This is a genomic window from Saccharopolyspora erythraea, from assembly GCF_018141105.1.
Taxonomy (GTDB): domain Bacteria; phylum Actinomycetota; class Actinomycetes; order Mycobacteriales; family Pseudonocardiaceae; genus Saccharopolyspora_D; species Saccharopolyspora_D erythraea_A.
This window is the reverse complement of the sequence record NZ_CP054839.1, coordinates 3948398-3970818: the sequence shown is the minus strand read 5'-3', so window position 1 is coordinate 3970818 and position 22421 is coordinate 3948398. Positions and strand designations below refer to the sequence as shown.

20 protein-coding genes are annotated in these 22421 nt (G+C 71.7%); 14 read left to right on the top strand and 6 right to left on the bottom strand.

All coding sequences use genetic code 11. The annotated features are described in order from the left end of the window. The first annotated feature begins 64 nt into the window (after nt 1-64). Both HUO13_RS18035 and ligD read left to right on the top strand, forming a co-directional pair. Complete coding sequence (locus HUO13_RS18035) at nt 65-1369, top strand: ATP-grasp domain-containing protein (protein WP_249124998.1); 1305 nt, start codon at nt 65-67, stop codon at nt 1367-1369. A gap of 51 nt (nt 1370-1420) precedes the next feature. Beyond that, entirely contained in the window at nt 1421-3340 is a 1920-nt protein-coding gene (ligD, locus tag HUO13_RS18030) for a non-homologous end-joining DNA ligase (RefSeq protein WP_211902467.1), read from the top strand. Between the two features lie 7 nt (nt 3341-3347). Here the strand turns inward: ligD and HUO13_RS18025 are convergent, their stop codons facing one another. Further along, on the bottom strand, nt 3348-3536 hold the full coding sequence (locus HUO13_RS18025; RefSeq protein ID WP_211902466.1) for a hypothetical protein: 189 nt from the start codon (nt 3534-3536) through the stop codon (nt 3348-3350). Nucleotides 3537-3837: 301 nt separating this feature from the next. Here HUO13_RS18025 and HUO13_RS18020 point away from each other — a divergent pair, with 301 nt between their 5' ends. Both HUO13_RS18020 and HUO13_RS18015 read left to right on the top strand, forming a co-directional pair. Further along, nucleotides 3838-4302: a GNAT family N-acetyltransferase gene (locus HUO13_RS18020; RefSeq protein WP_211902465.1), complete on the top strand. Its 465-nt coding sequence runs from the start codon at nt 3838-3840 to the stop codon at nt 4300-4302. Nucleotides 4303-4308: 6 nt separating this feature from the next. Next, a complete protein-coding gene (locus tag HUO13_RS18015) occupies nt 4309-7395 on the top strand; it encodes an amidohydrolase family protein (protein ID WP_211902464.1) in 3087 nt (1028 codons plus the stop codon). A gap of 9 nt (nt 7396-7404) precedes the next feature. Here HUO13_RS18015 and HUO13_RS18010 read toward each other — a convergent pair whose 3' ends face one another. Together HUO13_RS18010 and HUO13_RS18005 are read right to left on the bottom strand one after the other, a co-directional pair. Then, the gene (locus HUO13_RS18010; protein ID WP_211902463.1) at nt 7405-7932 is read right to left on the bottom strand and encodes a hypothetical protein; all 528 of its coding nucleotides are present in this window, start codon (nt 7930-7932) and stop codon (nt 7405-7407) included. A 117-nt stretch (nt 7933-8049) separates the two neighbouring features. Then, complete coding sequence (locus tag HUO13_RS18005; RefSeq protein WP_211902462.1) at nt 8050-8700, bottom strand: UdgX family uracil-DNA binding protein; 651 nt, start codon at nt 8698-8700, stop codon at nt 8050-8052. A 277-nt stretch (nt 8701-8977) separates the two neighbouring features. Here HUO13_RS18005 and HUO13_RS18000 point away from each other — a divergent pair, with 277 nt between their 5' ends. The 10 genes from HUO13_RS18000 (at nt 8978) to HUO13_RS17955 (ending at nt 17696) form a co-directional block, all read left to right on the top strand. Then, nucleotides 8978-10159 (top strand): GAF domain-containing sensor histidine kinase, encoded by a 1182-nt coding sequence (locus HUO13_RS18000; RefSeq protein ID WP_249124996.1) that lies wholly within the window; start codon nt 8978-8980, stop codon nt 10157-10159. After that, the gene (locus tag HUO13_RS17995) at nt 10153-10785 is read left to right on the top strand and encodes a response regulator (protein WP_211902461.1); all 633 of its coding nucleotides are present in this window, start codon (nt 10153-10155) and stop codon (nt 10783-10785) included. The genes HUO13_RS18000 and HUO13_RS17995 overlap by 7 nt, the downstream gene beginning before the upstream one ends. A 495-nt stretch (nt 10786-11280) precedes the next feature. Further along, a complete protein-coding gene (locus tag HUO13_RS17990; protein WP_211902460.1) occupies nt 11281-11763 on the top strand; it encodes an SRPBCC family protein in 483 nt (160 codons plus the stop codon). Between the two features lie 308 nt (nt 11764-12071). Further along, complete coding sequence (locus HUO13_RS17985) at nt 12072-12458, top strand: STAS domain-containing protein (RefSeq protein WP_249124993.1); 387 nt, start codon at nt 12072-12074, stop codon at nt 12456-12458. Between the two features lie 138 nt (nt 12459-12596). Further along, entirely contained in the window at nt 12597-13046 is a 450-nt protein-coding gene (locus HUO13_RS17980) for an ATP-binding protein (RefSeq protein ID WP_211902459.1), read from the top strand. A gap of 265 nt (nt 13047-13311) precedes the next feature. After that, nucleotides 13312-13731 (top strand): ATP-binding protein, encoded by a 420-nt coding sequence (locus HUO13_RS17975; RefSeq protein ID WP_249124992.1) that lies wholly within the window; start codon nt 13312-13314, stop codon nt 13729-13731. Then, the gene (locus HUO13_RS17970; RefSeq protein ID WP_211902457.1) at nt 13728-14534 is read left to right on the top strand and encodes an RNA polymerase sigma factor SigF; all 807 of its coding nucleotides are present in this window, start codon (nt 13728-13730) and stop codon (nt 14532-14534) included. Before HUO13_RS17975 ends, HUO13_RS17970 begins: the two co-directional genes overlap by 4 nt. Nucleotides 14535-14933: 399 nt before the next feature. After that, a complete protein-coding gene (locus HUO13_RS17965) occupies nt 14934-16262 on the top strand; it encodes a PP2C family protein-serine/threonine phosphatase (protein ID WP_249124990.1) in 1329 nt (442 codons plus the stop codon). A gap of 124 nt (nt 16263-16386) precedes the next feature. Then, nucleotides 16387-16755, top strand: a complete 369-nt coding sequence (locus tag HUO13_RS17960) for an STAS domain-containing protein (protein ID WP_211902455.1) — start codon at nt 16387-16389, stop codon at nt 16753-16755. Beyond that, the gene (locus HUO13_RS17955; RefSeq protein WP_211902454.1) at nt 16752-17696 is read left to right on the top strand and encodes a sensor histidine kinase; all 945 of its coding nucleotides are present in this window, start codon (nt 16752-16754) and stop codon (nt 17694-17696) included. The genes HUO13_RS17960 and HUO13_RS17955 overlap by 4 nt, the downstream gene beginning before the upstream one ends. Nucleotides 17697-17714: 18 nt before the next feature. On the opposite strand, the gene HUO13_RS17950 is transcribed toward HUO13_RS17955, so the two are convergent. The 3 genes from HUO13_RS17950 to HUO13_RS17940 are packed head-to-tail and all read right to left on the bottom strand — an operon-like array spanning nt 17715 to nt 22225. After that, the gene (locus HUO13_RS17950) at nt 17715-19217 is read right to left on the bottom strand and encodes an APC family permease (protein WP_211902453.1); all 1503 of its coding nucleotides are present in this window, start codon (nt 19215-19217) and stop codon (nt 17715-17717) included. A gap of 19 nt (nt 19218-19236) precedes the next feature. Beyond that, nucleotides 19237-20745, bottom strand: a complete 1509-nt coding sequence (locus tag HUO13_RS17945; RefSeq protein WP_211902452.1) for a GMC family oxidoreductase — start codon at nt 20743-20745, stop codon at nt 19237-19239. A gap of 13 nt (nt 20746-20758) precedes the next feature. Then, nucleotides 20759-22225, bottom strand: coding sequence for an aldehyde dehydrogenase family protein (locus tag HUO13_RS17940; RefSeq protein ID WP_211902451.1), 1467 nt, complete (start codon nt 22223-22225; stop codon nt 20759-20761). Nucleotides 22226-22421: the final 196 nt, after the last annotated feature.

Below are 22421 nucleotides of genomic sequence, written 5' to 3'. Positions count from 1 at the left end.
GTACTCGCCGGAGGCAGTCGAACACGATCCGCGTTGTTCGACGCTGGTCGAATGGAACCCGTCGATGCCGGGTAAGCAGACGGTCGTGATGAATTCGATCGAGAACGTGTTCGTGCTGGGACTCGACGACCGAAACCTCGCGCTCCTGCACGAGCTGCCGCACCTGAAGCAGTACCGGTTCCACTCCCTGCTGAGCAAGGAAGAGCTCATGGGCGGCGAGGTGGAGCTCGCCGAGTACCTGGAGAAGGCGCAGGAGAAGCTCGACGCCTTCGACGGCAGCGTCGACGCGATCATCGGCTACTGGGACTTCCCGGTCAGCTCGATGGTGCCGATCCTCTGCGAGCGCCACGGGCTGCACGGCCCCAGCCTGCAGTCCGTGGTCAAGTGCGAGAACAAGTACTGGAGCCGTCTGGAGCAGCAGGAGGTCACCGACGCGCACCCGCGGTTCGCGCTGGTCGACGTGGAGCACCCGGAACTGCCGGACCTGCGGTTCCCGTTCTGGTTGAAGCCGGTCAAGTCGTTCTCGTCGGCGCTGGCCTTCCGGATCGACGGCGCCGAGGAGTTCGAGCACGCGGTCGAGAAGACCCGCGGCGAGATCGGCATGGTCGGCGGTGCCTTCGAGTACCTGCTGTCCATGCTCGACCTCCCGCCGGAGATCGACGAGCGGACCGGGCAGATGTGCGTGGCGGAGGAAGAGGTCCGCGGCCGCCAGCTCACCGTCGAGGGCTACAGCGACACGCACGGCGAGCCCAACGCCTACGGCGTGATCGACTCGGTCTGCTACGAGGGCTCGACGAGCTTCCTGCGCTACCAGTACCCGTCGAGCCTGCCGCAGGAGGTGGCCGACCGCGCCTGCGACATCGCGGTCCGGGTGATCCGCCAGATCGGGCTCTCGTCGTCGACGTTCAACATCGAGTTCTTCTGGGATCCCGACCGCGACGCGCTCAACATCCTGGAGGTCAACCCGCGCCTGTCGCAGTCGCACGCCCCGCTGTTCGAGTACGTCGACGGCGTGCCCAACTACCAGTCCATGGTCCGCCTGGCGCTGGGGCGCGACCCGCAGCAGCCGAGCGGGCAGGGCGAGCACGCGGTGGCCGCCAAGTGGTACTACCGCACGTTCGGCAACGCGCTGGTGCGCAGCGTGCCGTCCGAGGAGGACGTGGCGCGGGTGCGCGAGGAGATGCCCGGCACCATCGTGGACATCGTCGCCAACGAGGGCGAATGGCTCTCCGACCTGCCGGCGCAGGACTCCTACAGCTACGAGCTCGCGGCGATCTACCTCGGCGGGAGCGACGAGGAGGACCTGGTCGCGAGGTACAACCGGGCGCTGGAGCTGCTGCCGTTCGAGCTGGAGGAGGAGCCGCGCTGAGGCCTCGCGATGCCCGCTTTTCGGGCCGCGTTGCTCGGGTATCCGATTGGGATGAGTTCCGCGAAGGAGTCCGGGCGGCTCACCGAGTACCAGCGCAAGCGCGACTTCAGCCGCACCAGCGAGCCGTCCGGCCGGGAGGGCGGCGCGCGCCCCGGCGGCAACCGGTTCGTCGTCCAGCGCCACCGCGCGCGGCGCCGCCACTACGACCTTCGGCTCGAGCTCGACGGCGTGCTGCTGAGCTGGGCCGTGCCCAAGGGCCCGACGCTGGACCCGAAGGCCAGGCACCTGGCCGTGCGGGTCGAGGACCACCCCATCGAGTACACCGACTTCGAAGGCGTGATCCCCGAGGGCGAGTACGGCGGCGGGGACGTCATCGTGTGGGACCGCGGCACGTGGGAGCCCGCCGAGACCGATGACCCGGCCGAGGCGATCGAGGCCGGGAACCTGCACTTCGACCTGCACGGGGAGAAGCTCGGCGGGCGCTTCGTGCTCGTCCGGCGCGGCGACGACGACTCGGGCAAGGAGCAGTGGCTGCTGCTGCACAAGAAGGACGAGCACGCCGAGGCGGGGTGGACGGCCGAGGACCACCTCGAGTCGGTCAAGAGCGGCCGGACGAACGAGGAGGTCGCCGCCGCCCCGGACGCGATGTGGCGCAGCGACCTGCCCGCTTCCGAGGCGGAGGTCCCCGTGGACCGCGAAACGGCCGGGAAGTCCAGCCGCGGCTCGCGGTCCGGAGAGCGCAAGACGGCCCGGTCCACCGGATCCGGCAGCGCAGCGTCGGGCAAGTCCTCCGGCACCGGTTCGTCCGGCAAATCCCCCGGCACCGGCTCATCCGCCAAGGCTTCCAGCGCATCCTCGTCGAGCAAGGCCGGATCCGGGACGTCGAAGAAGGCCGACACCAAACCGGCGAAGACGCGGGAGAAGTCGGGTGCGAAGCAGCGAGCCACCACCGCGCGCAGGTCCGGGCGCAAGGCGGACAAGGAGAAGTCCGGAGGCGGACGCGACGAACGACCTCGGTGGGACCCGCCCTCGGCGGCGGAGCTGGCAGCGCTGGACGAGCTCGGCGCCAAGGGGTCGTGGGGGGTCGGCGGGCGCCGCCTGGCGCTGACCAACCTCGACAAGGTCCTGTTCCCGGCCCGCGATGACGAACCGGCGGTGACCAAACGCGACTTCGTCCGCTACCACGCGCGGATCGGACCGGTGATCCTGCCCTACCTGGCCGACCGGCCCCTCAACACCCACCGCTACCCCGACGGCGCGGACAAGCCCGGCTTCTGGCACAAGGAGGTACCGAGCCACGCGCCGGACTGGCTCACCAGGTGGCGCTACGAGGCGGCCGACCCGGACGAGACGCAGCACTACGTCATCGCCGACAGCGTCCCCGCGCTTGCCTGGCTCGCCAACTACGCAGCGCTGGAGCTGCACCCGTGGACGTCGTGCGCCTCCGACGTGGAGCACCCGACGTGGGCGCTGTTCGACATCGACCCGGGGCCGAAGACCTCGTTCGAGGACGTGCTCGCCCTCGCCCGGCTGCACCGCACCGCGCTGGAGCACCTCGGTGTGCGGGCAGGGCCCAAGGTCACCGGTCAGCGGGGCGTGCAGATCTGGGTGCCCATCGCGCCGCGCTACACCTACCAGGAAACCCGCCGCTGGGTGGAGAAGGTGTCCAGAGCCATCGGTGCCACCGTGCCCGACCTGGTCAGCTGGGCGTGGCAGAAGAACGAGCGGCGCGGGCTGGCCCGCCTGGACTACACGCAGAACGTCGTCAACAAGACGCTCGTCGCGCCCTACAGCGCGCGCCCGCGCCCGGGGGCGCCGATCTCGGTGCCGGTCGGTTGGGACGAGCTCGACGACCCGGACCTGACGCCCGACCGGTGGACGATTCGCACCGTCTTCGACCGCCTCGACGAGGTGGGCGACCCGTTCGCCCCGCTGCTCGGACTGGAGCAGGAGCTGCCACCGATCCAGTGAACGGGGCTCACTGCTCGTCCTCGTCGAACTCGTCCTCGATGCTGGGTGGCGGTGGCGGGTGCTCGGGATCGTGGATCTCCACGTGTCCCTCCTGCTCGGTGTCCGGCCCGCGTTCGTCGCCGCGTTCGGCTTCGAGATCGCGTCGGGCAGGATCGGCCGGTTCGGACGGGTGAGCACTTCGGCCCGGCTCCGCCATGACGTCCTCCTCTGCTCGTCGAATGCGCCGCCGCTCCCACGAAGGCGTGCTCCAGGAATACCCGGAGCAGTCCCCCGAGAATCAGATGGGAGGCGGCGGGATTCCGCGGCGCAACGCGAAGCATCCGACTCACGCCGACTGCCCGGCAGCCGGTGCGAGGTGACCCTCACGATCGCGAGATTGCCTTCCTCGGCAAATCCCGATGTGATTACCGCGGCGAGACGTGTTCCGGATACTTTCCGCCTGGGTGCTGGGTTCGTCGCGGGGGTACGGGGCTGGTTCCGGGGAAGGAAGACTGACGATGGACTGGGGAATCACCACCGCGGACGTGCGGGACGCGGGCGAGGTCATGACCGTGCAGCGCGCGGCGTACGTGTCGGAGGCGCAGCTCTACGACAACCCGCATTTCTCCGCGCTGTCCGAGCCGATCGAGGAGATCCGCGACGCGATCGCGGCGGGCCGGGTGCTGGTGGCCAAGGCGGGCACGCGGATCGTCGGGGCGGTGCGCGGTACCCGGAAGGGCGAGGAGTGCCACGTCGGCCGTCTCGTGGTGGCGCCGGACATGCGGGGACGTGGCATCGGTGCGGCTCTGCTGCGCGCGGTCGAGGCCCGGAACAGGACGGGCGTGCGGCGTTTCGTGCTGTTCACCGGCGATCGGAGCGTTGCCAACATCCGCCTCTACCTCAAGGCCGGTTACCTGGAGACCGATCGGAAGGTGGTGGCCGAAACGTTGTCACTGGTCTACCTGGCGAAACCGTCGGAATGAGGAGACATGGCACCACCCTCGCCCTTCCCTCGCCGCCGCCTGCTGCAGGCCGGCGGCATCCTCGCCGGCGGCGGGATGCTCGGCACACGCTCCGCGGCGAGCGCGGATGCCGACGGCAGCGCCACCGCGACGATCACCGCCGGTACGAACATGTCGGCCGCCGTCTCACCCGACGGATCGACCGTGGTGGTCGATGTGCTCAGCACGTTGTGGGCGGTGCCCGTTCAGGGCGGGGAAGGCCGGCGGCTCACCCCGCGGGCGATGGAGGTGACCCAGGCGTCCTGGTCGCCGGACGGAAGTTCCGTGGTCTGCCAGGTGTATTCGGAAGGCTACTTCCACCTGTACCTCGTGCCCACCGGCAGCGGCGTACCACGCAGGCTCACCGAAGGCCCGCACGACCACCGGGAACCGCACTTCTCGCCTGACGGCACGCGCATCGCGTTCTCGTCCGACCGCGGCGGCCGGTACGGCATCCACGTGGTCGACCTCGCGACGGGCCGGATCGCGCCGTGGACCGCGCCCACCGGCGAGGAGTCGCAGCCGAGGTGGTCGCCCGACGGGAGCCGGATAGCCGTGGTGGTCGACAACGCCGCCATCGACGCGGTGAACGAGGCCGGGGAGCGCACGCGGCTCGCCGAGTCCGACGGCTCTCGCCTGTACGCGCCCGGCTGGCACCCGGACGGGAACACGATCGCCCACGTCGAGATGGACGGCCCGTTGCCCCGCAACCAGGGTGCCGGCACGGCTCGGATCGTCGTCGCCGGGACGGTCGTGTCCGCGCCGGAGGAGGACGTGTTCCCCTTCGCACCCACCTGGTTGTCGGCAGCCCGCCTCCTCTACACCGCCGACGGCCGGATACGGGTCCGGGACCTGCCCTCCGGAGTACACCGCGACATCGCGTTCAGCGTGTCGGCCCCGGTGCGCACTCCGAAGCCGACTGCCCCGGCCGCGTTCCCCGAAGCGGGCCGCCACCCCGTTCGCGGCATCGCCGGCCCGGTCCTCTCCCCCGGCGGCGACCGGATCGCCTTCTGCGCGCTCGGCGATCTCTGGGTGAGCGACCTGGACGGACGGGCCCAGCGCCTGACCCACGACCGCTTCCACGTCTGCGACCCGGCGTGGTCGCCGGACGGAGGCCGGATCGCCTACTGCAGCGACCGGTCGGGCACCACCGGAATCTGGGTGCGCGACCTGCGAACCGGCGACGAGCACCGCCTCACCGCCCCTGCCTCGGCGGCGGTGTCGCCGTCGTGGTCACCGGACGGGACGCGCCTGGCGTTCCAGGACCGGGACGGCGCGACCCACGTGCTCACACTCTCCACCGGCGAAGTGCGCGAGGTGGTCGACGCGGTGCGCGCCCCGGGACGGCCTACCTGGTCACCGGACGGTGCGACGATCGCCTTCGCGGCGCAACGGCCGGTGTCGCGGCGCTTCAGGGAAGGCGCGAACCAGATCCTCACCGTCCGGGTCGAAACCGGGGCGATCGCCTACCACGAGGTGCTGCCGAACCGCTCGCTGAGCGGGCGCGGGGTGGACGGGCCGGTGTGGTCGCCCGACGGTTCGTCGTACGCGTTCGTCATGGGTGCCGTGCTGTGGGTGGTGCCCGTCGATGCCTCCGGCGCGCCGACCCGCCTACCGCGCCAGGTCACCACCGAGATCGCCGACGCGCCGTCGTGGCACCCCGACTCGCGGACACTGCTGTACCTCAGCCTCGGTGAACTGCGCATGGCCGACTCCCGCGAGGGCATCTCCCGCGCGGTTCCGCTGAACCTCACCTGGTCCCCGGCCCGCGTCAGCGGGCGAACCGTGGTGCGGGCGGGCGCGCTGTGGGACGGGGTCCGCGACGTGCTCCGCCGCGACGTCGACCTCGTGATCGACGGCGACCGCATCGGCGAAGTCACCTCGCGCCGGGAGTGGCCGCACAGCGCGGTCGTCGACGCTTCCGGGCTCACCGTGCTGCCCGGCCTGGTCGACATGCACGCGCACGTCCACCTCGAAGGCCGGTTCTTCGGCTCCCGCCAGGGCAGGCTGTGGCTGTCCTTCGGCGTGACCAGCGTGCGTTCCCCCGGCGATCCCGCCTACCTCGCCGTGCAGCACCGGGAGGCGACCGCCTCGGGTGACCGGCTCGGTCCCCGCTACTTCGCGGCGGGCGAGCCGATCGACGGCAGCCGGGTGTACTACGGCTTCACCCGGCCGACAGCCGACCCGCGGGAGGCGGCCCGAGAGCTCGAGCGGGCACGTGCGCTGCGCTACGACCTGCTCAAGACCTACGTCCGGCTGCCGTCGACAGCCCAGGAGCAGGTGGTCCGCGCCGGAACGGGTCTGCCGGTGACCTCGCACTACGCCTACCCGGCGGCGCGGTTCGGGGTGCACGGCATGGAGCACCTGGGCGCGACCAGCAGGCTCGGCTACTCCCAGACGCTGAGCAGGCTCGGCCGCTCCTACGGCGACGTGGTCGCGCTGATCAGCCGGGCAGGAATGTCGATCACACCAACCCTGTTCGTTTCCGCCGTCCTGCTGGCCGGCGACGAATCGTGGCTCACCGACGAACGGATCACCAGGCTCTACCCCACGTGGGAACGCGACGCGCTGCGCGAGACGATGGCGCTGGTGTCGCGAACACCCGAGACCACAGCGGGACTCCGGAAGATGCTCGCGGCCAATGTGGACACCGTGCGCCGGATCAGCGACGCCGGTGGTCTCGTGGTCTGCGGAACCGACGCCCCGATCGACCACCTCGGCGTCAGCCTGCACCTGAACCTGCGCGCACTGGTCGCCCACGGTATGACCGCAGGCGACGCCCTCCGCACGGCCACCGGCAACGCCGCGCGAGCGCTCAACGCGAGCGACCAGCTCGGCGCGGTGCTGCCGGGCAGGTACGCCGACCTCACCGTGGTCGACGGCGACCCGCTGTCGGACATCACCCGTGCCGCCGCGGTGCGCAAGGTGATGGTCGGCGGTGTCCTGCACGAGGTGACCGAGCTGCTCGACTTCCCCGCGCAGGAGCGGACACCAGCGGCGCAGCGGTCCGCGCCGCAGCCCCGCTCGGAGTTGTGGTGGCACGGCCGCCACGACGCCTTGCACGCCTGCTGCTGATCCCGCCGGTCAAGGCACCTGGCCACCGGCACGCTCGCGTGCGATCTCCTCGGCCGTCTCCGTGCGCAGACGTTCGAGGAGATCGAGCTGCCGGTTCGCCCGGTCGAGCAGTTCGTCGAGCTTCCCGGCGTCCAGCCGGGACAGCCGGCCGGCCATGATGCGCAGCGTCCGCCAGCCCGCGGCCTTGCCCTGCACGCCGAGGAACATCGCTTCGAGCTCAACCAGCGTGCTCAGCGGTGAACCGCGCAGCAGCCGGCCGTTGAGCTTGAACCTGCTGAGCTTCTCCCCCGCCCACGCCACCACGAGCTTGTGGCGGGCGATGGAGAACCCGAGCGTCCGGATGATCCGCACCAGTTCCGCTCGGTCCTCCCGGACTTCCTCCGCGAGTTCGTCCAAGGCGGCCCCCGTGGACGTGCCGCGATGGCCCCGTGCCAGCCTGCGGGCCAACTCCAGCCCTCCGGTCGACCCGGCGAGGTGGTCGTTGAGGTAAATCGCCAGCAGCGGCTTCGCCGGACCTGCGTTTTCGTTGCCCGACAAGGTGACCCTCCCCGCTTCGAGACGGGGCACCCGGTGCACACGGCAGCCGGACGCCACCGACGGAGTGCCCGTTCGCCGGAGCCGCGAACCAGCGCGACGGCATCACCCCGCGACCGGTCACGACCCCAGCGCCGCGGCCACGACCTCCAGGTCCGAGACCAGGCCCCGGTACGCCTCGCGGCGGTCCGGCGCCCGCACCACCGCCGAGGGGTGGGTGGTGGCCAGCAACGACACCGGGCGCGGTTCGACGCCTGCGATCTCGGGGAAGTCCAGCAGCACACCGCGCTCCCTGCTGATGCGGAAGTCGCCGCCCATCAGCGCCTGCGCCGCGGTGGCGCCCAGGCACACGACGATCTCGGGGCGCACCACCCGCAGCTCGGCGACCAGCCACGGCCGGCAGGCGCGCATCTCGGTGGTGCTCGGCTTCTTGTGGATCCGGCGCTTGCCGCGGTCCTGGGGCACGAACTTGAAGTGCTTCACGGCGTTGGTCAGGTAGGCGTCGCCGCGCTCGATGCCCGCCTCCGCGAGCGCGCGGTCGAGCAGCCCGCCCGCCGGACCGACGAACGGCTCGCCCTCGATGTCCTCGCGGTCCCCGGGCTGCTCGCCGACGAACAACAACCGCGCTCTCGAGGGTCCGGACCCGAAGACCGTCTGGGTGGCCGACTTGTAGAGGTCGCAGCCCCGGCAGTCCCGCGCCGCGTCGCGCAGCGCGCGCAGTCCGCCCCGGGAAGGCACGAAGGGTTCGGCCGTCGACTCAGAGACCTGCATTTCCGCCTCCACAACGTGCTACGGGCCCGCCGTCGGTGAGCGTGTTCACTCAACCGGATACCCACTCGCACGCACCGAAACGGAACGGCACCGCTCGGACACCGAGAGCTCAGCGAATCACGACCGGCCGCCTCCTCCCCGCCCCTGCGCGGACGCGGCGGGACGGCTCGCCGAACGCCGCCGGTAGGATTCCGCTCCGGCGATCAGCCTCAAGTCCGCTGCGACGCCGGGTGACCGGACCGGCCGCGCGGGTGCGCCGACGCCGTGCTGCACAGTGATGGTCGACACGTCTGGGGTCGGGGTGGGGCGAGGACACCGCGCGAGCGAGGAGCGGGCCGCGGAGCAGGGCGTCCGGTTCGACGAGCTCCTCGACGAGCACTCCCAGGTGCTGAACCTGCTCGACGACACGGTCGCCCTGCGCGGGCTCGCCCAGCGGATCCGCGACGAGTGCGGCGCGCACATCGGCCTGGCAGGGCCCGTGGAGTCCGACCGGTTGCTGGTGCTGCGGCAGTGGAACGGCACCTGGGCCGACGGGCTGCACGACCTGCACGTGCCGATGGGTCTGGGCCTGGGCGGGCTGTCCTTCGCCGAGCTGCGGCCGGTCTGGGTGGACGACTACTGCGCATCCGAGCTGATCACGCACGACTTCGACCGGCCGATCTCGGCCGACGGGATCCGGACGATGCTGGCGGTGCCCATGGTCCGGGCCGGGCGGGTCCACGGCGTGGTCTACGCGGCGATGCGCGAGATCACCGACTTCGGGGGCAGGCGGCTCGACGCCGCGGTGAACGTCGCCAACAGCGGCGGACTGGCCTTGCAGACCGCGAACGCGGCGCGGCGCCAGCGCGAGACGGCCGCGGCCGCCGAGCGGCGCCGGATCGCCTCCGCGCTGCACGACTCGGTCGGCGCCCAGCTGTTCCGGATCGGCGCCGAGCTGCGCGACCTGCGCACGCACGCCGAAGACGGCAGCACCGCGCTGCTGGACCGCCTGGTGTCGCTGGAGAACCAGATCGCCGAGACGGCCTCGGCGTTCCGCGAGTCGGTGCACGCCCTCGACCACGGCGAACCCTCCGGCGGGCTGGCGGCCACCCTGTCGGGCGACTGCGCGGCGTTCCAGCGGCGCACCGGAGTCACGGCGCAGGCCGTGGAGATCGGCACCACGCCCGACTGCGGCCCGCACCGCACGCGGGTGCTGGTCGCGGCGGCACGCGAGGCGCTGCTCAACGTCGAGAAGCACGCCGCCGCGCATTCGGTGCTGATCAGCGTGATCGCGCTCGACGACGGCGTCGCCGTGTCGGTGGCAGACGACGGCAACGGCTGGAACGGCCACGGTGCGGGGCACAACGGCATCGGGCTGCGGTCGACCGCCGACCGCGTCGAGGAGGTCGGCGGGACCATGTCCGTGGTGACCAACGAGGATGGTGGCCTGACCGTGCGCGTCTGGGTTCCGCTGTGGTGAGCGAGGACATCCGGGTCGTGGTCGTCGACGACCACCCCGTCGTCACCGACGGCGTCCGCCTGCTGCTGCGCGACAACCCCGCGATCCGCGTGGTCGGCAGCGCCGCCGACGCCGCCACCGCGGTGCGGCTGGTCGGCGTGGCGCAGCCGCACGTCGTCCTGCTGGACCTGCGGCTGCCGGATGCGATGGCCAGCGAGATCGTGGCTCCGCTGCGCGAGGCCGCCCCCGCGGCGCGCATCCTGGTGTTCACCGCCTACCGGGACCACGCGGCGCTGCAGGCGACGCTGGACGCGGGGGTCGACGGCTGCCTGCTCAAGGACGCGGGCGCGACCGACCTGGTCTCGGCCGTGCACCAGGCCGCGCACGGCATCCCGATCTTCGATCCGCGGGTCGGCGAGCGGGCCGCGCCCCGGATGCGCTCGCGCCTGCACGACACCGGGCTCACCCAGCGCGAGTACGACGTGCTGCGCCACGCCGCCGCCGGGCGGACCAACCCGGAGATCGCCGAGCGGCTGGGCCTGACCCGCCACACCGTCACCGGCTACCTGCGCAACGCGATGCGCAAGCTGAACGCGCGCAACCGGATCGAGCTCATCACCAAGGCCGCGCAGTCCGGGTTGCTGTAGCGGTCCGCGGCTTCGGCGCAGCCCCCACATCTGGGGGGTCCCGTTGTGCGAACTACGTCTCACACGAGACTTCGCACACCCGACGATCCGCGCGTTTGCGCACTTCGGCGACGGTCCGCCCGATCCGCCCAGCGTTCGGCGCCGCCGGGCGGGCGCCGAGAGTGATCAGCCATGAACAAGACACCCAACCTGCTGATCGTGCTCGTCGTCGGAGTCATCGCCGTCGGACTCCTGCTCGCCGCCGTGTCCCTCGGCTGAAGGCGGCCACGGGTGGACGAGCTGCCGTCGCGGACGCGCGACTCGTCCACCCGCACCGCCTTCCGGGGGCGACATCGGCGGTGAGAGCGGAATTCGCTGCTCCCGGCATCCGTCCACTCCGGACTTCGGGGCACTCACCGTGATCGCGCGGTGACCTGGAAGCGGCGACGGGCGCGTAAACCGTGCGCCAACCGGGTACCAAGGGGCTGACGGCGCAAGCGATCATAGGGAGGACCTGTGACTTTGCACGCGAAGTCGGTGGACGTGGCCTGCCCCGTGCACACCGTCTACAACCAGTGGACGCAGTTCGCCGAGTTCCCGAGGTTCATGGAGGGCGTGGAAAGCGTCCAGCAGCTCACCGACACGCGCACGCACTGGGTGGTCTCGGTCGGCGGGGTCCGGCGGGAGTTCGACGCGGTGGTCACCGAGCAGCATCCCGACGAGCGCGTTGCGTGGCGCTCGACCACCGGGCCGAAGCATTCCGGCGTGGTCACCGTGCACCGCCTCGACGACGAACGCACCCGCGTGCACCTCCAGTGGGAGTTCGAGCCCGAAGGCGCGGTCGAGAAGGCCGGCGAGGTCACCGGGGCGGTCGGGACGCGCGTCCAGGACGACCTGGAGCGCTTCAAGGAGTTCGTGGAGTCCCGCGGGCAGGAAACCGGTCAGTGGCGCGGTGATGTGTCCGCGGCACCGCAGCAGCACCAGTCGACCGAACTGTGACCAACGCCGCCACCGCGGCACGCGCACATCATCCGACCTGGAGCTTTCCCGTGCCCAACGCCGTGATCCCCGCACCGGGCGGGCCGAGGACCGCGTTTTCGGCTCGCGATGGGGGTTTAGGCGCGGGGAGAACGGGGAACCGATCAGTTCGGGGCGATGGTTTCGCGCCCCGTGGTGGTTGGCCGGTGGGCCCCGCGGTTGCGGTCGGCAAGGGCGGGGCCCACTGCGTCGTGCCCACCTTTCCGAGCCCATCTGACCTGCGAGGACGAGGGTCCGAAGACCCTTGCGGAATATGAGATAGTACGGCCGTGACTTCGTTCGATTCGTCTGTGCACGCTGATGATGTCGATCCCGTGGGCGCCGCGGTGCAGGTGTCCACATCCGTGGAATGGCGGGACAAGGCGGCGGTCCTGTCGGTGTCGGGAGACGTCGACATGGTGACCGCGCCGCAGGTCGAGCAGGAGCTCTCGGCCCTGCTGGAGCAGCAGCCCGAGGTCCTCGTGGTCGACCTCGCCGAGGTCGGTTTCTTCGCCTCGGCCGGGCTCACCGCCCTGGTGGCCGCCTACAAGCAGGCCGAAGGACGCACCGGGCTGCGGGTGGTCGCCACGAGCTCGGCGACCGTGCGTCCGCTGAAGGTGACCGCGCTCGACCGCAAGATCCCGGTGTTCGACTCGGTCGAGGCCGCCCTGGCCTGACATCGGCGGCACCGCCGCAGGCCGACCGACTACCGGGTTCGCCGCCGGCCCGCGCGAGCGGGCCCCGGCGCGACAGGGGGGGGGCGACGCGCGACCCCGAGAACGTAGTTGTGGCCCAGCAGCGAAATGAGTGAACCCATGAACATCGACTGGCCCGCACCAGGCGCGCCCGCGGACCCGGCTGACCTGCACTGCGCCGGGGTACCCGCCGAACCGCGGCAGCTGTCGCGGCTGCGTCACCGGTTGGTGCAGTGGGCGGCGCGCACCGCGCTTGGCACAGACCAGTCCGAAGCACTGGTGTTGGCGACCTACGAGGCGTTGGCCAACACCGCCGCGCACGCCTACCCCGACGGGACGGGCGTGGTGGACCTGCACGCGAGCTACCACCCCGCGTCTGGGTCGGTGGAGGTGACGGTGACCGACCACGGCCGGTGGCGGCCGCCGCCGGCCGACCGCGACGGGCTCGGCGGGCGCGGCCTGGTGCTCATCCGGAACATGACCGACCACACCGACGTCGAGTTCGGCCCCGCTGGTACCCGGGTGACCATGCGCTGGAACCTCCAACGCACGACGGCTCAGACCGTCTGATCCCGGTACTCCGGGCGGACGCGCGCGGATTCCGCCGTCCGCGACGGGTTTCACGCGAATGCGACCAGTTCGCCGCCGACCGGCAAGCAGCGCCGGTCGGCGGCGAAACGGCTTTGCGGGCCCTTCTGCGTCGCGCACCTCACAGCCCGGCGGAATTCCGGCCATCGCGTGGTTTGGCGCCCGTTGATCCGGGGTAAGGGTCAGCCGTGGATCAAGTGACGTACGTGCCGTGGTCGAGAGGCGCTGAGTGATGGTGGAGCAACAGATGGTCGATGGCCAGCCCGGAGCGGCCGTGTCCAACGCGGTGGAGATCCGGGTGGCCGCGCAGCCGGGACCGCTGGCGGTGATGCGCGCGGTCGCGGGCGACCTGGCCATCCGCGCGGACTTCGACGTCGACGCCATCGCCGACGTGCGGCTGGCGGTGGACGAGGCGTGCGCGACGCTGGTCGCGCTCGCGCTGCCCGGAACGTGGCTGACCTGCCGGTTCCGCACCGAGCACGACAGGCTCGTGTTCACCGCCGAGGTGGTCGGCGAGCACGCCGCCGGACCGCGCACCGACACCTTCGGCTGGCGGGTCCTCACCGCGCTGGCCGACGAGATCAGCAGCGGCCACGACCCGGTCGGCGACGGCACCCACGTGGTGCGCGTCGAGCTCGCGAAGTCACGGGTGGAGGTACCCGGGTGAGCACCGCCAGGACCGGTTCGCGCAACGAGTACGAGGACCTGGAGCCGCTGTTCGCCGAGCTGGCCGAACTGGACGAGCAGGACGGCCGCCACCAGGAGCTGCGGGACCGGCTGGTCACCGAGCACCTGCCGGTCGCCGAGCACATCGCGCGCAGGTTCCGCCACCGCGGTGAGACCCACGACGACCTGGTGCAGGTCGCCACGCTGGGGCTGATCAAGGCGGTCGACCGGTTCGACCCCGGACGCGGAGTGAGCTTCATGTCCTACGCCGTGCCCACGATCATGGGCGAGGTGCGCAGGCACTTCCGCGACGCGGGCTGGTCGGTGCGCATGCCGCGCCGGATGCAGGAGCTGCACCTGTCGGTCTCCTCCGGGATCTCGGTGCTCTCGCAGGAGCTCGGTCGCGCGCCGACGCCCAGCGAGCTGGCCGCCCACCTCGAGCTCAGCGTCGACGACGTCCAGCAGGGCCTGGAGGCGGGCAACGCCTACCGCAGTGCGTCGCTGGACGACCTGCTCACCGGTACCGACGACGTGCCTCTGGGCGAGGCCATCGGCTTCGACGACTCCGAGCTCGCCGAGGTCGAGGACCGCGAGACGATCCGGCCGCTGCTGGCCGAACTGCCCGAGCGGGAGCGGCGGATCCTGGTGATGCGCTTCTTCCGCGGCATGACCCAGACCGAGATCGCCGAGCAGGTCGGTGTCTCCCAGATGCACGTCTCGCGGTTGCTGACGCGCACGCTGAGCTGGCTGCGCGAACGCCTCGACGGCGGGTCCGCCGACGAGGATGGCGACCGGACCGGGTGACCTCCGCGGTACACGACTGACTTCGTCCGGACGGCGCGCCGGTGCCTCGAAGGCGCGCGGCGGCGGATCGCGCGGTGCGCACGCCTCAGCGAAGCACCGCGTGGATTCCCCTTCGCGCGCAACGGTTTTCACCGGGCGCGCCGCTTCGGCGCGCCCGGAATCCCGGCTCATTCCAACGGATCGGCGACTGCCGCACATCGCGGATGACGTGATATACACCGTTGGTCAACAGTCGAGGCGGGCGAATCCGGCCACCGACTGACCTGACGTGACCGGGACAGCGGGCGCGGCCGGTTGGCACGCCGCGCGGCGTCGCCCGGCACGCTCGGCGCCCCTCGGCACACCGGACCCGGCAGCGGCCCGGTGGCGGTGGGCGAGCGTGAGGAAGGAACGCACGTGGTGGTCGCTGACCATGCACCGCATACCGATGACGACGCCCGCGTCGAGCGGGCCCGGCTGGCCGCGCTGGCCCGCTACGACGTCCTCGACGACGAGCCGCTCGGCTCCCTGGACCGCGTCGCTCGGCTGGCCGCCCGGCTGCTCGACGCGCCGATCGCGACGGTCACGCTGGTCGACGACGACCGGATCTGGTTCAAGGCAGGCCACGGGTCGCGGCGTCTCACCCACACCGGCCGGGAACCGGGCCTGGCGGCCTCGGCGATCGGCCAGGACGAGCCCTACGTGGTGCGCGACGCGCTGAACGATCCGCGGACCGCCCGGCACCCGCTGGTGACCGGCGATCCAGGCGTCCGCTTCTACGCGGCGGCGCCGATCACCACGCTGGACGGCCACCGCCTCGGCACGGTCGACGTCTACGACACCTGCCCGCGCGACATCGGCGCGCGGGAGCTGGAGGCGCTGAGCGACCTGGCGGGGGTGGTGATCGACGAGCTGGAGCTGCGGCTGTCGGCGCTGACCACGGTGCGCGCCGAGCGCAGCAGGCGCCAGGCCAGCGATCGGACCCGCGCGACGATGGAAGGCTTCGCGGCCACTCTGCAGCGCACGTTGCTGCCCCCGTCGCTGCCCAACGTGCCGGGGCTGGAGCTGGCGTGCCACTACCACGCCGCGTCCCCGCAGAACGTCACCGGCGACTTCTACGACGTCTTCTCCCTCGGCGACGGCAGGTGGGCGTTCTTCCTCGGCGACGTCTCCGGGCACGGCGCGTCAGCCGCGTCGGTGACGTCGCTGACCCGCTACACGCTGCGCGCCGCGGCCCTGCACCACACCGACCCCGCGGCCGCGCTCGCCGAGCTCAACACAGCGCTGCTGATCGACCCGCACGTGCGTCAGCAGTGCACGGTGCTGTTCGGGCTGCTGCGGACGACGCCGGAGGGCGGGTTCGACATCACGCTGGCCTCGGGCGGCCACCCGCCCGCCCTCAAGCTCGGACCGGGGCCCGGCGTCGTGGAGCCCATCTGCCCGGACGGCGGCATGCTCGCCGGCGCGTTCCCCGACGCCGAGTTCGCCACCTGCCGGACGTACCTGCGCCCGGGCCAGACCCTGCTGCTCTACACCGACGGGCTCACCGAGGCGCGCCCTGGCGGGAAGTTCTTCGGCGAGGACGGGCTGGCCGACTTCTGCGCCGACCGCGGCGAGGCCGGCGCGGTACGGCTCATCGGGGAGCTCACCGCACTGATCGGTGGTTTCCGCCCGCCGCCCGCCGACGACGTCGCGCTGCTAGCCCTGCACGCACCGCACACCGCGAGCGGCGGTGAACCGCCAGCCTGAGCGGGGTGCCGGCACGTCGCGCGGCGCGCGGCCGGACGGCTCCCCGGGCCGCCTGGCGTGACGGCCGGCTGTGTTATACCTGGACGGGCCATCGGATCAGACCCGGCGCAAGTGGGGAGAAACCGTGTCGGCCGAGCCCACCGCGGACACCGGACGCGACGAGCCCGGCGCCCAGGCGCTGCGGCTGTGCGAAGTCAGCGATCCCCCAGCCGGCCTCCGAGTCGCCGGCGAGATCGACATGACCACCCACGCGCACTGGAACCGCGCACTGCGGAGCGCGGTGGGCGGCGGTAGCGGGGACGTGCACCTGGACCTGGCCGAGCTGGTGTTCATCGACGCCCGCGGAACGGCTCTGGTGGTCGACGCCGCGCGCAACCTGCCCTCGGGGCGGCGGTTCGTGCTGCACCGCCCGCCGAGCTGCCTTCGCCGCATCCTGCGGGCGCTGTGGCCCACGGGCGTGCCGACGATCACCCTGCGGGAAGAGGTGAGATGAGCACGGCCACCGGGGGCGCCAGGACGGACGAGCGGTTCGCCCATCCCGCCCTCTTCTACTCCGGCCGCGACGAGTACCTGGCAGGCACCCTGCCGTTCATCGAAGAAGGGCTGCGCGAAGGCGACCCGGTCGCGGTGGCGGTTCCCGGCCCCAACCTGGCGCTGCTGCGCGACGCGCTGGGCGCCGCGAGCGAGCGGGTCGAGATGCTCGACATGACCGAGGCCGGGCGCAACCCCGGCCGCATCATCCCCGGCGTGCTGCGGGGCTTCGCCGACGACCACTCCGGCCGGCACGTGCGCATCGTCGGTGAGCCCGTCTGGCCGGGGCGCTCGGAAGCCGAGTACCCCGCGTGCGCCCAGCACGAGGCGCTCATCAACCTGGCCTTCGCCGGGCGGGCGGCGACAATCCTGTGCCCCTACGACGCGGGCAACCTCGCCCCCGAGGTGATCGCCGACGCCTGCGCCACCCACCCGACGCTCATCGGCCCGGACGGGCGGCGGTCCAGCGACCGCTACGACCCGCACCGGATCGTCGAGACCTACAACCGGCCGCTGCCCGAACCGCCCGCGACGCGGGCGCGCACCGTCGACGCGACCAACCTCGGCGAGATCCGCCGGTGGGTCACCGACCGCGCGGGCGACCTGGGGCTGAGCGGGGAAAGGCTGGGCGACCTGGAGCTGGCCGCCACCGAACTGGCGACCAACAGCGTCGCGCACGGCGGCGGGGCCGGCGTCGTGGCCCTGTGGGCGCACGACGGCGACCTGGTGTGCGAGGTGCGCGACTCGGGGCACATCACCGACCCGCTGGCGGGCCGCCTGCCCGCCGACGCCGAGCAGCTCGGCGGGCGCGGGCTCCTGCTCGTCAACCACCTCGCCGACCTGGTGCGCGTGTGCACCGACGAGCTGGGCACCACCATCCGCATCCACGTGCGGCTGCCCTGAGACCACTGTGGACGGAGTTCAGGCGCCGCCCTCCCGGCCTGGCTCCGGGCGCCGCGCGGCCGGGATGGCATCGCCCGCGGGCGCGTCGCTGCGGCCGTAGTGGTGCGTGGTGAACATGTAGACCAGCCCGACCGCCACGACCACCGCTCCGCACAGCAGCACGATGTAGTTGTCGTACCAAGGGGCTTCGGGTGTGCGCGGCCACGAGATGTTCACCATCGCGCCGATGCCGTAGACCAGTGCCCCGACGTTGACGACCATGCCCCAGCGGCCGAGCTGGAACTCGCCGGTCGGCTGCCACCCCTTCATCCGCGCGCGCAACGCGGCGAGCACGACCATCTGGAACGCCATGTAGATGCCCAGGATCGCGAACGAGACGATCTTGGTCAGGGCGTCGGTCGAGACCAGCGACCCGACCGCGAGCAGAGCCGGGATCACACCGGCCAGCAGCAGCGCGTAGGGCGGGACGTGCCGGGCGTGGGAGAACTTGCGCAGCAGCCGGTAGCCGATGATCATCTCGTCGCGGGCGTAGGAGTAGGCCAGCCGGCCCGCGGCGGCCTGCAGGCTGATGGTGCAGGACAGGAACGAGATCAGCACCACGCCCATCACCACCCGCGCGCCGACGGTCCCGAAGGCGCTGTTGAGCACGTTGATCAGCGGGTCGGGGTCGGCGCCGGAGATGACGGCCTGGTAGTCGGGAACGGCCAGCAGCAGCGTCAGGCAGGCGAAGGACGCCGCCGCACCACCGATGTAGATGGTGCGGCGCATCGCCTTGGGCACGTTCTTGCCCGGGTTGGGCACCTCCTCCGCGGTGTCCCCGCATGCCTCGAACCCGTAGTACTGGTAGAAGCCGATGATCCCGGCGGCCAGGAAAACCGGCAGGTACGAGCCGGTGCCTGCGGTGCCGAAGTCGTCGAACAGCACACCCAGCCCGTGGTAGCGATGGGTGAACAGCAGCCAGAAACCCACGATCAGCGCACCGATCAGTTCGGCGGAGAAGCCGATGATCGCCGCCATCGACAGCACCCGCGTGCCCCCGTAGTTGATCAGTGTGGCCACCACGATCAGGCCGATGGTGCACAGCACCGTCGCCTCCACCGTCGGCGTGAAGCCGAACATCAGCGCGATGTAGGGCCCGGCACCGTAGGCGACGCTGGTGATGGTCACCAGCAGCGCGACCAGGTACACCCAGCCCGACATCCACGCCCACCGCTTGCCCCACAACCGGCGCGACCACGGGTAGATCCCGCCCGCCAGCGGGTACTGCGCGACGATCTCGCCGTAGACCAGGGCGACCAGGAACTGCCCGGCCCCGGCGAGCAGGAAGCTCCAGATCATCGGCGGGCCACCGGTGGCCAGCGCCACGCCGAACAGCGTGTAGGTGCTCACCACGGGCGACAGGTAGGTGAAGCCCAGCGAGAAGTTCGCCCACAGGCTCATGTCGCGCCGGAACTCGGAGGTGTAGCCGAGCTCGGTCAGCCTTGCGTCGTCCGCCCCGCCACGGGAGTCCGAAGTGGACATCCTGGGTACCTCCCGGCTGTCAGGTCGTGATCAGGTCGACGGCTCGTTCGGCGACCATCAGCACGGCGACCATCGGGTTGATCGTGGGCATCCGCGGGAAGATCGACGCGTCGACGACCCGCAGCCCCTCGATCCCGCGCACCTTCAGGTTCGGGTCGACCACCGCGTCCCGGGCCCGTGCCGGTCCCATCGCGCAGGTGCCCGCCGGGTGGTAGACGGTGTGCGCGGCGCGACGGCCGTACTCCGAGAGCTCCTCGCCGCCGGTCACCTGCGGTCCCGGGGCGACCTCTCGCACCAGCCAGGAGCGCAGCGGCTCGGTGGCGGCGACCTCGCGCGCGATCCGCAGGCCCTCGACGATGGTGAGCTCGTCGTGGCTGTCGGGGTCGGTGAAGTACTCGAAGTCGAGCGCGGGCTTCTCGTCGGGGTCGGCGCTGCGCAGCCACAGCCGGCCGGTGCTGCGTGCGCGCGGCACGTTCGGCGTCATGCACACCCCGTTCTCGACGGCCGGATAGCCCAGGCGTTCGGTGTTGATCGTGAACGGCACCTGGTAGAAGTGGAACATCAGGTCCGGCCGCGGGTCGGAGACGTCGCGGCGCACGAACAGCCCCGCGTCGGAGTCCATCACCGAGTTCGGCGGCAGCGGGCCGTCGGTCTCCCACACGATCACCGACTCCGGGTGGTCGAGCAGGTTCTCGCCGACCCCCGGCAGGTCCGCCACCACCTCGATGCCGAGCCTGCGCAGGTCGTCGGCCGGGCCGAGACCGGAGAGCATCAGCAGCCGGGGCGAGTCGACGGCACCCGCGCAGACCAGCACCTCGCGGTCGGCCATCACCGTCGCGGTGGATCCGTCGGCGTGGCGCACCTCCACGCCCTGCGCCCGACCACCGCGCACCAGTAGCCGGTAGGCCCAGGTCTCCAGCATCAGCTCGAGGTTCGGGCGGTCGAGCACCGGGTGCAGGTAGGCCACCGACGCCGACGAGCGCTGACCGGTCTCCGGGTCGTAGGCGACCGAGAAGAAACCCGCCCCGTCGTGGAAGGGCCGCGCGTTGAAGTCCTCGACGACCGGCACGCCCAGCGCGCTCGACGCCGCGGTGACGAAGTCGACGGCGACGGGGTTCCGGTCCTTGTCGGCGACCGGGACGATGTTGTTGCGCAGCCGTTCCCAGTAGGGCTCCATCGTCTCGGCGTTCCAGCCGACCCGTCCCCAGTCCTCCCAGTCCTGCGGGAAGGGCTTGAAGCTGATCAGCGTGTTGTGCGAGGAGCAGCCGCCCAGCACGCGGGCCCTGGAGTGCACGATGTGGGAGTTGCCGCGCGGCTGGTCGACCGTGGTGTAGCCGTAGTCCAGATCGGACTCCAGCAGGTTGATCCAGTTGCGCAGGTTCAGCACGCGTTCGTCGCCGACGTCGCTCGGACCGCCCTCGACGACGCAGACCGTGCGGTCCGGGTCGGCGCTGAGCCGCGCGGCGAGCACGCATCCCGCGGTCCCCCCACCGATGATCACGTAGTCGTAGCTCGCCTCGACCGCCACCGCCGACCTCCGTTCAGCCGCGGAACCAGCGCATCGGCTCCGGTCTGATGTTCTGGTAGATGTGCTTGGCCTCCCGGTACTCGTCCAGTCCGGACGGCCCGAGCTCGCGCCCCACCCCGGACTGGCCGAACCCGCCCCACTCCGCCTGCGGCAGGTAGGGGTGGAAGTCGTTGATCCAGATCGTGCCGTGGCGCAGCCGGTTGGCCATCCGCTGCGCCCGGCTCGCGTCGTTGGTCCACACCGCCCCGGTGAGCCCGTAGCGCGTGTCGTTGGCCAGCTCCACGGCCTCGTCCTCGGTGCGGAACCGCTCGACGGTGACGACGGGCCCGAACACCTCCTCCTGCACGACGCGCATGCCGCGGTCGCAGTCGGCGAAGACCGTGGGCAGCAGGAAGAACCCCGCGGCGAGCTTCGGGTCGTCCGGCCTGCGGCCGCCGGTGACGAGCCGCGCGCCCTCGCCGCGGGCGATCTCGACGTACTTCTCCACCTTCGCCAGGTGCTCGGCCGACACCAGCGGCCCGGTCTCGCTGTCGGGGTCCAGGCCGTCGCCGACGCGGATGCGCCCGGCGCGGTCGGCGAGCTCGGCGACGAAGCGGTCGTGCAGCTCGTCGGCGACGATCAGCCGCGATCCCGCCGAGCACACCTGACCGGAGTCCAGGAAGGCCGCCGCCAGGGCGTAGTCCACCGCGGTTTCGAAGTCGGCGTCGGCGCAGACGACGTTGGGGTTCTTGCCGCCGAGCTCCAGCGCGACCTTCTTCACACTCTCCGCCGCGCCCGCCATGATCTTGCGCCCGGTGAGCAGTCCACCGGTGAAGGAGACCAGGTCGACCTCGGGGTGCGACACCATCGCCGCGCCCACGGTCGCACCGTCGCCGAGCACGAGGTTGACCACGCCCGGCGGGGCACCGGCCTCCTCCAGCAGCCCGACCATCCTGATGGTGCTGAGCGGGGTGATCTCGCTCGGCTTGAGCACGAAGGTGTTGCCAGCGGCGAGCGCGGGCGCCACCTTCCAGGACGCCTGCAGCAGCGGGTAGTTCCAGGGCGCGATGAGCGAGCAGACGCCCACGGGCTCGTAGACCACCCGGCTGACCGCGTCGGGACCGGCGTCGACGTTGCGGCCGGCGTCCTTGCCGGTCATGTCGGCGTAGTAGGAGAACGCCGCGGTGACGTCGTCGACGTCGATGCGGGCTTCGGCGATCGTCTTGCCGGTGTCGAGGGTTTCGGCCCTGGCGATCTCCTCCTTGTCGCGCTGGAGCATCCGGGCGACGGCGCGCAGCACCTCGGCGCGCCGACCGCTGGGGCCGAAGGCCCAGTCCCCGTCGTCGAAGGCCCGCCTGGCGGCCCGTACCGCTCGGTCCACGTCGGTCTCGTCGGCTTCGTCGACGGTGGTGAGCACGCTCGCGTCGAACGGGTTGATGACCTCGCGCTCGCGCCCGTTGCGAGCGGCTGTCCACCGACCGTCCACGTACAGGCTGGGCACGCCGGACACCTACTTCCCTCAACCGGGGGTCGGATGCCGAAATGGTCCCTCAGCCGCCGGGCCGCGGCGACCCGGCGGAATTGAACGGCGGTGCCAGCGGGGGGGGCACAACGTGAGCACGGTTCGGTTCCGGGCTCCGGCGGCCGGCCCGCGTGCCGCGTGGCGCGCGAACGGCCTCGGGTGTCCCGTGTGGACC

Coding starts and splice junctions, on each gene's coding strand:
- HUO13_RS18005 (WP_211902462.1), bottom strand. CDS start 8,700: ATGCAGGTCTCTGAGTCGACGGCCGAACCCTTCGTGCCTTCCCGGGGC.
- HUO13_RS17980 (WP_211902459.1), top strand. CDS start 12,597: ATGAACATCGACTGGCCCGCACCAGGCGCGCCCGCGGACCCGGCTGAC.
- HUO13_RS17975 (WP_249124992.1), top strand. CDS start 13,312: ATGGTCGATGGCCAGCCCGGAGCGGCCGTGTCCAACGCGGTGGAGATC.
- HUO13_RS18025 (WP_211902466.1), bottom strand. CDS start 3,536: ATGGCGGAGCCGGGCCGAAGTGCTCACCCGTCCGAACCGGCCGATCCT.
- HUO13_RS18020 (WP_211902465.1), top strand. CDS start 3,838: ATGGACTGGGGAATCACCACCGCGGACGTGCGGGACGCGGGCGAGGTC.
- HUO13_RS18035 (WP_249124998.1), top strand. CDS start 65: ATGCCGGGTAAGCAGACGGTCGTGATGAATTCGATCGAGAACGTGTTC.
- HUO13_RS17950 (WP_211902453.1), bottom strand. CDS start 19,217: ATGTCCACTTCGGACTCCCGTGGCGGGGCGGACGACGCAAGGCTGACC.
- HUO13_RS17955 (WP_211902454.1), top strand. CDS start 16,752: ATGAGCACGGCCACCGGGGGCGCCAGGACGGACGAGCGGTTCGCCCAT.
- HUO13_RS18000 (WP_249124996.1), top strand. CDS start 8,978: ATGGTCGACACGTCTGGGGTCGGGGTGGGGCGAGGACACCGCGCGAGC.
- HUO13_RS18015 (WP_211902464.1), top strand. CDS start 4,309: ATGGCACCACCCTCGCCCTTCCCTCGCCGCCGCCTGCTGCAGGCCGGC.
- ligD (WP_211902467.1), top strand. CDS start 1,421: ATGAGTTCCGCGAAGGAGTCCGGGCGGCTCACCGAGTACCAGCGCAAG.